The sequence below is a fragment of the Thalassospira sp. UBA848 genome (genome assembly GCF_002295455.1).
In the GTDB taxonomy this organism is placed as follows: domain Bacteria; phylum Pseudomonadota; class Alphaproteobacteria; order Rhodospirillales; family Thalassospiraceae; genus Thalassospira.
Genome location: NZ_DBGS01000001.1, coordinates 9,267 through 19,474 on the forward strand (window position 1 = coordinate 9,267; position 10,208 = coordinate 19,474).

Here is a 10,208-nt window from a genome sequence, read left to right on the forward strand (position 1 = left end):
GAAATCGCATGGCCGAACCGGCGGAACTGAACAAAGCCGAAATAGATGGTAAAGATGGTGGCCGCGATGACAAGCCAGCCAACGATCAGTGGAAAGGCCGTACCGCCGATGGGCACGGAATAGAACATTGCGCCGGCAATCACATTTGAAATCGGTGAGATCGCCTGATTGATCTTTTCATCAAGGCCGACTTCCTGCGCCTGTGCAAGTTGGGGCAGGGTGGCCGACATCACTGCAAGGGCGCTGGCCATTGCTGTCTTTTTCGAGAACATGATGTTTCTCCGGTTAAACTTCGTGTGATTGCCTTATGGAACGACAGTGACCGGAACAGGCGATGCCTGAACCAGCGTAAGTGGCAAACTGCCCAGCAGCCGCGCACCCAGCGTTGATCCACCCTTGCGACCGACAATGATCTGACAGGCGTCTTTTTCCTTGGCGATTTCACAGATCAGTTCGCCGGAATGGCCGTAACGGACTTCCGAAGTTACCGGTATTTTCAATTTATTCAGTGTATCCAGGGCGGGTTTGAGTGTTTGTTCCGCCCGTGAAAGTTCCTCTGTGCGCCGTTTATGGCGCTCTTCGAGCTCCTGTGTTGACAGGAAGCTGTATGGGGACCACTCAAGAACATAGACAAGATGCACGGCACAGCCGACGGCTGTTGCGCGCTGACCCGCGAATTCCACGGCGCGTTGTGCGGCATCTGTCCCATCGTAGCCCACAACGATTGGCTGATCGGTCATTTGTTTCTCCTGATCAGAGACTGAGAAGTCAGGCTGATCCTCCCACTGAACGAGATGCAGATCCCATCTGCACCTGTCGCTGTGTCGGAGACGTGGACACGACGGTTCCCCCGATATGCATTTGTCACCGCCCCCCGAGCGACATCAAAAGCATACATAAAAATGAAATAATTTCGCCGGAAAGTTGAATGTGAGAATATTATATAGCGCTAAAGGTTGGTGATTTTTGGCCCAAAACAAAACAATGCCCGCCAAAAATAGGGGTGTGCATCGGAAAATTTTGTGAAATGGGCGAAAAAAAGTGGGTGCAACCGGAAAAATTTGGCCTGATTTGCCGAATTTACAACCCTTTTATCGGTCCGACCATCTTCAGGAAGTCGATCAGAACCTTTGCTGCAACATCAATATCCCCGGGCGTCACGGATTCGTCGGGATGGTGGCTCAGTCCGTCGCGACACCGCACAAACAACATGCCGATGTCACACAGATCATGCATGGCCAGCCCGTCATGGCCAGCCCCGCTAAACAGCCGAAAGGGTTCTATGCCCTGTTCACCAATTGCCTGGCCCAGCCCATCCATGATCCAGTTGGCGCATGGTACGCCTTCGGCCTCATAGGTCAGGTCGGCCGATATTTCCACACGGCGATTGGTCGCGATATTGGGCAGTGCCGACAGGATCTGCCCCCGGCCATTGACCCGAACGATCCGCTCGGGCGCGCGCAGTTCGATGGTCAGATCGACATGATCGGGAATGACATTGACCGCGTTCGGGCTGACTTCGATCTTGCCAACGACGCCGACCATGCCATCGGTCATCGAACAGACGCCCTCGACCTGATGGATGATATCGGCGGCTGCCACCAAGGCATCGTGTCGGTCATTCATCGGCGTTGTTCCCGCATGGCTGGCCTTGCCCTGAATGCGGATGCGGTGGCGCTCAATCCCGGTCAATGCCGTGACGACCCCAACCGGCAGGTCGCGCTTTTCAAGAACCGGACCCTGTTCGATATGGGTTTCGATAAAGCCCAGTACATTGGCCTTGTCACGTTTGAGGCCTGCGATATCTTCGGGCGCACAGCCAAAATCGCGCAAGGCATCGGCCACCGAGACGCCCTTGTCGTCGGTGGCCTCAAGCGATTTGGGGTCATGCTTGCCTGCCAGCGCCCGTGAACCGACCAGAGTTGATTGAAAGCGCGTGCCTTCTTCGTCGCCAAAGGCAACGATTTCGATGCCGAATGGCAAGTCGATCCCTGATTTATTGAGCTGTTCAATCACGGCAATCGGCAGGGCAACGCCCAGCATTCCGTCATATTTTCCGCCTGAAACAACCGTGTCCTGATGTGATCCCATGATCAGCGTGGGCGCACCATCCAGGGCCTTTTGATCACGCCCGACGATATTGCCTGCGGCGTCAATTTCACTGACAAGGCCAGCCCTGGTCATCCAGTCGCGGATCAGCGGCGTGACGGCACGGTGTTCGTCACTCAAAAACAGGCGGGTAACACCCGGACCGGGTTGGCTGTGGGTGGCGGCCTCTTCAAGGCGGTCAAAGATCAGTTGGCCAAGCATGGCGATTTTTGCCCTGGTTCTAGTATTGATGGGGTTTGTCGGGTGTCGGCAGGCGATCAAAGAAGTGACGGTATTCCGGATCCTGTGTCTTGCCATACAGGCGCATCAGTTCGTGCACGGGATCAGAATGATCATCAACACGCAGATCAAGGGGCAGGCGGTTTGGCGTCATGACCTTGATCGCTGCGGATGTTGTGCCACGCACATCACCCCCGGCCTTGAAACCTGCGACGAGCGCTTCGAGAATGCATTTTTCAAATGGCTCGTGTGCCTTGCGCATCATGGTGAACTTTTCACGCATGGCATCGGGGACATTGCTGTGGGCCAGCATGTTTCCGGCAATCGCCAGATCGCGCTCGGTGATTTCGGCGGTTTCTGATCGGTTTTTATCACCCGTCCAGACAGCCGTTTCACCGGTTTGGTCAAGGACGATCAATTGTCGCCAGTTGCGACCATCGTCATCGCCGGTCAGTTTTTCACGGACCGACTCCGCAGATTTTCGTTGTTCAAGCATTGCCAGACCATTGATGCCGTACCAAAAATTGGTCGAGAAACCCTGTGTGGCGATGGCACCAATACCCGGTGCAATATGCGGGACAAACCCGCCAACGGCCAGATTTCCCGTTGCGCTGGCGATGCCCAGTGCATTGGTTTTCGGGTCTCTGGCGACGATTGTGAAGGTCATGTTTCCCGCCTGTCAGACAGCTTGGTGAATGTGCCGTCCTAAATTTATCATGATAAATAATTGCCGAAATCGAATTTATCATTATAAATAGGTTTTGCAACCGTGACATCCGAAAGCATCGACAACGGGTTCGGAATTCAGGAAACGTCCAATCAAAAAGAACACCTCATATACGGTGCGTTGTCGGTCGGTTCGGTATGAACCGGGGGTAACAGGAAGGTTTCAACATGGGAGGCTTGAATGAAAAGCCTGTTTAAAGGGGTGCTTGCAGCAGCAGCCCTTGCGGTTTCCGCAATCGGTTTCGGCCCGGCCGAAGCCCAGACGCCACCGGGTGTCCTGGTGGTCGGTCAGATTGCAGAGCCCAAATCACTTGATCCGGCGGCAGTCACCGCCGTGAATGATTTCCGCATTCTGATGAATGTTTATGATGGTCTGGTGCGTTACAAGGACGGCACGCTCGAAGTTGAGCCCGCCCTTGCAGAAAGCTGGACGATCTCTGATGACGGAACGGTTTACACCTTTTCCTTACGCGACGGGGTAACCTTCCATGACGGCACGCCGTTCAATGCAGAGGCGGTGAAGTACAATTTCGACCGTATGCTTGATGAAAGTCATCCTGAACATGACACCGGGCCTTTCCCGCTTGCCTTCTTCTTTAGCGCGGTGGAAGAGGTCGAAGTCGTCGATGATCTGACCGTCAAGTTCCAGCTGAACGCACCTTATGCGCCGTTCCTGTCCAACCTTGCCTATCCGACCGGCCTGATCGTTTCGCCGACGGCGGTTCGCGAAGGCGGTTCGGACTTTGGCCGTAATCCGGTTGGCACCGGCCCGTTCAAGTTTGCCGAATGGGAAAGCAACGCCAAGGTGGTTGTCGTACGCAACGACGATTACTGGGAAGATCCGGCCAAGCTTGAAGCGGTTGTGTTCCGTCCGATCACGGACGCCAACACCCGTGTGGCTGAACTGATGGCAGGTGGTATTGATCTGATGGTTGAAGTGCCGCCAGACAGCCTGACCCAGCTTGCGGGCGACGATAACTTCAGCGTCTATGAACAGGCCGGCCCGCACCTGTGGTTCCTGATCCTGAACCTGAAGGAAGGTCCGTTCAAGGACAAGAAAGTCCGTCAGGCCATCAACTATGCAATCGACAAAAAAGCAATTGTCGAAAACGTGCTTCAGGGGACAGCCGAAATCGCAGCCGGCCCAACCCCGCCCGCATTTGCATGGGCCTATAACGAGCAACTGCAGCCTTATCCGCATGACATCGAAAAGGCCAAACAGCTGATCAAGGAAGCTGGTGCCGACGGTGCCGAGGTAACCTTCTATGTCACCGAAGGCGGTTCGGGCATGCTTGATCCGGTGCCGATGGGTGCTGCCATTCAGGCAGACCTTGCCCAGATCGGTCTGACCGTCGCAATCGAGACCTATGAGTGGAACACCTTCCTTGGCAAGGTGAACCCGGGTCTTGAAGGCAAGGCGGACATGGCAGAAATGGCATGGATGACCAACGATCCCGACACCCTGCCATATCTGGCTCTGCGCACCGATGCATGGCCGGACAAGGGTGGCTTCAATTCCGGTTACTATTCCAACCCGGAAGTGGACAAGCTTCTTGAAGCAGCCCGCTCTTCGACCGATCAGGCCGAGCGTGCCAAGCTGTATCGCGAGATGCAGGAAATCGTCTATGACGATGCACCCTGGGCCTTTATCGCAAACTGGAAACAGAATGCGGTTTCAAGCACGCTGGTGGATGGTTTCAAATTGCAGCCGTCCTTCTTCCTGCTGCTTGATGATGTCGTAAAAAACTGATCTGATACATCAATGCCGGGGCATGGCCTGCCAGCCCCGGCATTTTTGCTTTAAATCCCGTTTCCCGCACATAGCCAGACGAGCCTTGCCATGCACGTCTATATTTTACGTCGATTGATCCTGATGGTGCCGGTTTTACTGGGCCTGACCGTGATCGTTTTTCTGATTATGTCGATGATCCCCGGTGATCCGGCATTGGCGATCCTTGGATCCTATGCCACGCCGGATAATGTCGAGAAGTTGCGTGCCGATCTTGGTTTGGACAAAACCATGGTCGAACAATACTGGATCTGGCTGACAAATATGCTTCAGGGCGATTTCGGGCGATCCTATAGCCTGAACCGGCCGGTTCTGGATGAAATCCTTGAACGGTTTGGCGCGACCCTGATCCTTGCGGGGACGTCGCTTGTCCTTTGTACGATTTTTGGCCTTTTGACCGGGGTAATTTCCGCCGTGCGTCAATATGGCTGGGCGGACAAGGCGTTGACCTTTGCGGTCCTGATTGGCATTTCCGTGCCCAGTTTCTGGCTGGGTCTTTTATTGATGATGTTCTTTGCCGTTGAATTGCGGTGGCTTCCGGTCAGCGGCATGTATGCGATTTATGGTGGCGGGGATTTGCCCGATCTGATCCGCCATTTGATTTTACCATCGGTCACGCTTGCCGTGGTGGCGACCGGGATTATTGCCCGGTTGACCCGATCGAACATGCTTGAAGTCCTGCGTCAGGATTTCATTCGCACCGCGCGTGCCAAGGGGCTTGATGAAAACCGTGTGATTTATCGCCACGCCTTCAAGGCGGCATTGGTCAACGTCATTCCGGTGATCGGGGTGCAGGCGGGCTTTGTTCTGGGCGGGGCGGTTTATATTGAAACCGTGTTCCAGTGGCCCGGCATTGGTCGCATGCTGGTCAATGCGATTTCAACCCGTGACATCCTGCTGGTGCAGGGGGGCGTGGTTCTGGTCGCGGGCAGTTATGTTCTTTTCAATCTGTTTGCCGATGTGTTGCAGCATCTGCTTGATCCGAGGGTGAAGGCATGACTAGCAACACAGCAACAGCACCGGATATCAAAACCAAAAAGCGTTCTGCGCGGCCTTCGGCGTTTAAGCTTTTGGCGCGCAATCAGTTGGCCCTGATGGGGGCTGCAATCCTTGCCCTTGTCATCGCGCTTGTCTTGATCACGCCGATCCTTCCGCTGCCCGATCCGGATGTGACCGACCCGGCGCAACGTTTGTTGCCGCCGTTCTCGGATGGGCATTTTCTGGGCACGGATCATCTGGGACGTGATCTTTTGTCGCGTTTGCTTTGGGGCACACGGGTCAGTCTTGCGGTCGGGATTTCGGCATCCCTGGTGGCGGCCCTGTTCGGATCGACCATCGGGATTGTGTCGGGCTATTTCGGCGGGCGGACAGACAACATCATGATGCGCGGCATCGATATGTTGATGGCCTTTCCCTATATCCTTCTGGCACTGGCGATTGTCGCGGCCCTTGGGCCGGGCCTGATGAATGCGCTTTATGCGATTGCGGTCGTCAACATCCCGTTCTTTGCGCGTAACATTCGCGGTGTGACGGTGGGTATTGCGCATCGTGAATTCGTTGATGCCGCCAAGCTGTCTGGCAAGGGGCATATCCGTATCTTGGTGACGGAGATCCTGCCAAATGTCATGCCGGTGATCGTGATTACGATTTCGACCACAGTTGGCTGGATGATCCTTGAGACGGCGGGCTTGAGCTTTTTGGGGCTTGGTGCGCAGCCGCCACAGGCCGACCTTGGCTCCATGCTGGGCGAGGGGCGCAAACTGATCACGACCGCACAGCACCTTTCGGCCATTCCCGGTGCGATGATCTTTATTCTGGTGATGAGCATCAACTTGCTGGGTGATGGCATCCGGGATGTGCTTGATCCGCGTTTGAAATCGGGCGCGCTCGCACGTCCGGCGCCGCTGACCAAGATTGATCGCAGCGACACGGGCACAGGCCATCCGGTTGACGATGACACCGTTCTGGCCGTTGATGAACTTCGCACCGAATTCGTTCTGGGGGATGACACCTACAAGGCCGTGGGCGGTGTCAGTTTCTCGGTCGGTAAGAATGAATGCGTTGGTCTGGTGGGCGAGTCCGGATCGGGCAAATCGGTTACCGCACTTTCGCTTTTGGGGCTTGTGGCATCGCCGCCCGGCACGATTGCCGGGGGCCGGGTGATGTTTGATGGCAAGGACGTGTTTGACATGTCCGAACGTCAGGTCCGCGACATTCGCGGTGGCAAGGCAGCCTATGTATTCCAGGATCCGCTTTCGACGCTGCATCCGCTGTTTTCCATTGGCGATCAGCTGGTCGAAGCGATCCGGGCCCATAACGCCATGAGCTACAAGGATGCCTGGGCGAAGGCCGTCAAGCTGCTGGGCATGGTGCGTATTCCCAACCCGGAACGCCGGGCTGAAAACTATCCCCATCAACTGTCGGGCGGTATGCGCCAGCGTGTCGGCATTGCCATGGCCCTTGCCAATGAGCCGCAACTTATCATCGCCGATGAACCGACGACGGCCCTTGATGTCACCGTGCAGGCGCAGATTTTGAAATTGATGAACAATTTGCGCACTGATCACGGGACTTCGGTTCTGTTCATCACCCATGATTTTGGCGTGGTGTCGGAAATCTGTGATCGGGTGGCGGTGATGTATGCCGGACGCATTGTTGAAATGGGCACGACCGAACAGGTTCTTGGAAATCCGGCCCATCCCTATACCAAGCGTCTGATTGACTGCGTACCGCGACTGGGTGAACCGGATCGCAGGACTGCGGCCATTCCGGGATTGCCACCGGCCGTTAACAACCTGCCAGCCGGGTGTGCCTTTGCTGATCGCTGCGAACGGGCAGAGGACAAATGCCGGGTTGGCGAGATCAGCTTTGATGATTTGGGCGACGGCCATGGTGTGCGCTGTATCAAACCGATGGAGGCGGCAAATGTCTGAGACGTCTGACGTCGTTTTGCAAACCAGCGACCTTGTACGCACCTTTGGTGGCGGCCGCACGATTTTGGGCGGGCAGAAACCCATGGTCTATGCCGTGCGCGGCATTGATGTGGCGGTGCGCAAGGGTGAAACGCTGGGCATTGTCGGGGAATCAGGTTGTGGCAAGTCCACACTGGCCCGCATGCTGGTCGGGCTGGATCGCCCGACAGAGGGCAATATTACCCTGACCGGATCGGACATGAATGATCTGATCGCCCAGGATCGCCACGCCCTGTCCAAGCGCATCCAGTATGTCTTTCAGGATCCGATCAGCTCGCTTAATCCGCGCAAGCTGGTCCGTGAAACACTGGCGGCCCCCTTGCGTCATTTGCGTGGTCTTTCGGGCGATGCGCTTGATAAGCGGATGAAGGAATTGATGGATGCGGTCAATCTGCGCCCGGAATTTCTTGATCGTTATCCGCATGAATTTTCCGGCGGGCAGGCGCAGCGCATCGGCATTGCGCGCGCCCTTGCGGCAGAACCGGAAATCATTGTGCTTGATGAACCGGTCTCGGCCCTTGATGTGTCTGTGCAGGCGCAGGTTTTGAACCTTCTGGCGGAACTCAAGGCGCAATTTGGCCTGACCTATGTGTTTATCAGTCACGATCTTTCCGTGGTCGAAGCAGTCAGTGACCGGGTGGCTGTGATGTATTTCGGCCGGGTGGTTGAACAGGCGCCGGGACGGGCATTGTTTGAAAAGCCGCAGCATCCCTATACCCGGTTGTTGCTTGATAGTGCGCCCGTGCCGGGTAAACGCGGCCTTACGGTCGAAGATGCCAGTGCCGAATTGCCCGATCCGCTGGCGCCGCCGCCGGGCTGTGCCTTTGCGCCGCGCTGCCCGCGGGCCCAGGATGATTGTGTTGCCACCGTCCCGGAGGCACAATACGGGTTGGATAACCACGATGCGGCATGTCTGCATCCGCTCAATCCGGTGACAAGGTCCTGAAAAAGGATAGAATAGGGGCCGGAATGCGTTTGGGCGCGACAGGGAAACACAAATGACAAAGAACCCGATCAAGGGGCCGAAACAGGACTTGGAACTGACAACACGCCCGCGCAAGCGCGAGCGGAAGCGTTCCGATATCATCGCCGACGCGCTGAAAGACTATATCGCGCAAAAGGGGCTGCGCCCGGGCGAGCGTCTGCCACAGGAAGCGGAACTGATTACACTGTTGGGCGCATCCAAGGGGACGGTACGCGAAGCTCTGAAATCAATGGAAACGCAGGGGATTATCGCAACCCGGACCGGACCGGGCGGCGGGGCGTTTATCGATACTGTGTCCGAGGGACGCGCGGTCGAACTTCTGGCCAATTACTTCTTTTTCAAGGATCTGACGATCCGCGACATTTACGAGCTTCGGATATTGCTGGAACCGGAAATGGCTGCGGCTTGTATCGGTCATCTGGAAGAAGACGATTTCGAACGACTTGAAGAGGTCATGACATGGTATGCAAGCCATCCGACCTCGATCGAGGAAGCGCGACGTCAACGTGTCAAGGAACTAGAATTCCATCTGGTTCTGGTGGAACTTTGCCCCAATCCGCTGCTGTCATTTATCTGCCGGTTCATGATCGATTTGCTGATGAATTTGACGGTCTGCAAGAAGATTTATGATCAGCCCAATACCGAACTGCGCGAAACGGGGCGCAACTATCAGTTCCGCCTGATCGAAGCGCTTCGCAAGGGCGATGGTGAAACGGCGCGCGCGGTCACTTATCAACATATGTGCGCGGCCCAGCGTTTGATGGAAGAACAGGAAGCGGTGGTTGAAAACCGCTTTTTCCGGTCGGGCAATATCGATCTGCCGCGTGATTTGTCACCCAGTGCCGAATTGCGCGCACTTTCGGGTATTGCAACCAAACACTGATCTTTGATCTGACATTATCCAGGAATGTAAGGACGGGTATCATGTCTGAAACCCATATTGATCGACAGTATCTGAGTGCGGTTCTGGCAAAGCTTCTGACGATTGACAGTCCGACGGGCATGACCGAGGGCGCGGTGGCTTATGTCTGTGACGAACTGCGAGATATGGGTGTGGCGTTTGAACTGACCCGCCGCGGGGCGATCCGCGCAATCCTGCCCGGTAAACAACAAAGCCCGAACCGGGCCGTTGCCGTGCATCTTGATACGCTGGGTGCCATGGTCAAACAGATCAAGGATAATGGTCGACTTGAAGTCTCCATGATCGGGCACTGGTCGTCGCGTTTCGCCGAAGGGGCGCGCGTGACCGTCTATACCGATAGCGGCAAGACCATCCGGGGCACCATCCTGCCCGTCAAGGCATCGGGTCATACCTATAACACCGAAATTGATAGTCAGCCGGTCACATGGGAACAGCTTGAACTGCGTCTGGATGCGCGGGTGTCAAACGGGGATGATGTGCGCGCCC

The 10,208-nt window shown here is 55.9% G+C and carries 8 protein-coding genes and 2 pseudogenes; 6 read left to right on the forward strand and 4 right to left on the reverse strand.

All coding sequences use genetic code 11. The features are described from left to right. The 4 genes and pseudogenes from B2R48_RS00045 to B2R48_RS00060 all read right to left on the reverse strand — a co-directional run. Positions 1-272, reverse strand: a pseudogene (locus B2R48_RS00045) (alanine glycine permease); the annotation flags it as partial. Between the two features lie 33 nt (positions 273-305). Then, entirely contained in the window at positions 306-740 is a 435-nt protein-coding gene (locus B2R48_RS00050; RefSeq protein WP_062955684.1) for a universal stress protein, read from the reverse strand. A 340-nt stretch (positions 741-1,080) separates the two neighbouring features. Further along, on the reverse strand, positions 1,081-2,310 hold the full coding sequence (locus B2R48_RS00055) for an allantoate amidohydrolase (protein ID WP_296996210.1): 1,230 nt from the start codon (positions 2,308-2,310) through the stop codon (positions 1,081-1,083). 19 nt (positions 2,311-2,329) lie between these two features. Further along, positions 2,330-2,995, reverse strand: coding sequence for a DUF1028 domain-containing protein (locus B2R48_RS00060; protein WP_296996213.1), 666 nt, complete (start codon positions 2,993-2,995; stop codon positions 2,330-2,332). A 240-nt stretch (positions 2,996-3,235) separates the two neighbouring features. Between B2R48_RS00060 and B2R48_RS00065 the strand changes: the two genes are divergently transcribed. The 6 genes and pseudogenes from B2R48_RS00065 to B2R48_RS00090 form a co-directional block, all read left to right on the forward strand. Next, positions 3,236-4,804 (forward strand): ABC transporter substrate-binding protein, encoded by a 1,569-nt coding sequence (locus B2R48_RS00065; protein ID WP_062955686.1) that lies wholly within the window; start codon positions 3,236-3,238, stop codon positions 4,802-4,804. A 90-nt stretch (positions 4,805-4,894) separates the two neighbouring features. Beyond that, positions 4,895-5,842, forward strand: coding sequence for an ABC transporter permease (locus B2R48_RS00070; protein WP_062955687.1), 948 nt, complete (start codon positions 4,895-4,897; stop codon positions 5,840-5,842). Beyond that, positions 5,839-7,776: a dipeptide/oligopeptide/nickel ABC transporter permease/ATP-binding protein gene (locus B2R48_RS00075; RefSeq protein ID WP_296996220.1), complete on the forward strand. Its 1,938-nt coding sequence runs from the start codon at positions 5,839-5,841 to the stop codon at positions 7,774-7,776. Before B2R48_RS00070 ends, B2R48_RS00075 begins: the two co-directional genes overlap by 4 nt. Continuing rightward, positions 7,769-8,761: an ABC transporter ATP-binding protein gene (locus B2R48_RS00080; RefSeq protein ID WP_296996223.1), complete on the forward strand. Its 993-nt coding sequence runs from the start codon at positions 7,769-7,771 to the stop codon at positions 8,759-8,761. Before B2R48_RS00075 ends, B2R48_RS00080 begins: the two co-directional genes overlap by 8 nt. 52 nt (positions 8,762-8,813) lie before the next feature. Then, positions 8,814-9,683, forward strand: coding sequence for a FadR/GntR family transcriptional regulator (locus tag B2R48_RS00085; RefSeq protein ID WP_213474785.1), 870 nt, complete (start codon positions 8,814-8,816; stop codon positions 9,681-9,683). Between the two features lie 41 nt (positions 9,684-9,724). Continuing rightward, positions 9,725-10,208, forward strand: a pseudogene (locus tag B2R48_RS00090) (osmoprotectant NAGGN system M42 family peptidase); the annotation flags it as partial.

Excerpts from the sequence above, each read along its gene's own strand:
- B2R48_RS00050 (WP_062955684.1), bottom strand. The coding sequence starts at position 740 with ATGACCGATCAGCCAATCGTTGTGGGCTACGATGGGACAGATGCCGCA.
- B2R48_RS00055 (WP_296996210.1), bottom strand. The coding sequence starts at position 2,310 with ATGCTTGGCCAACTGATCTTTGACCGCCTTGAAGAGGCCGCCACCCAC.
- B2R48_RS00060 (WP_296996213.1), bottom strand. The coding sequence starts at position 2,995 with ATGACCTTCACAATCGTCGCCAGAGACCCGAAAACCAATGCACTGGGC.
- B2R48_RS00065 (WP_062955686.1), top strand. The coding sequence starts at position 3,236 with ATGAAAAGCCTGTTTAAAGGGGTGCTTGCAGCAGCAGCCCTTGCGGTT.
- B2R48_RS00070 (WP_062955687.1), top strand. The coding sequence starts at position 4,895 with ATGCACGTCTATATTTTACGTCGATTGATCCTGATGGTGCCGGTTTTA.
- B2R48_RS00075 (WP_296996220.1), top strand. The coding sequence starts at position 5,839 with ATGACTAGCAACACAGCAACAGCACCGGATATCAAAACCAAAAAGCGT.
- B2R48_RS00080 (WP_296996223.1), top strand. The coding sequence starts at position 7,769 with ATGTCTGAGACGTCTGACGTCGTTTTGCAAACCAGCGACCTTGTACGC.
- B2R48_RS00085 (WP_213474785.1), top strand. The coding sequence starts at position 8,814 with ATGACAAAGAACCCGATCAAGGGGCCGAAACAGGACTTGGAACTGACA.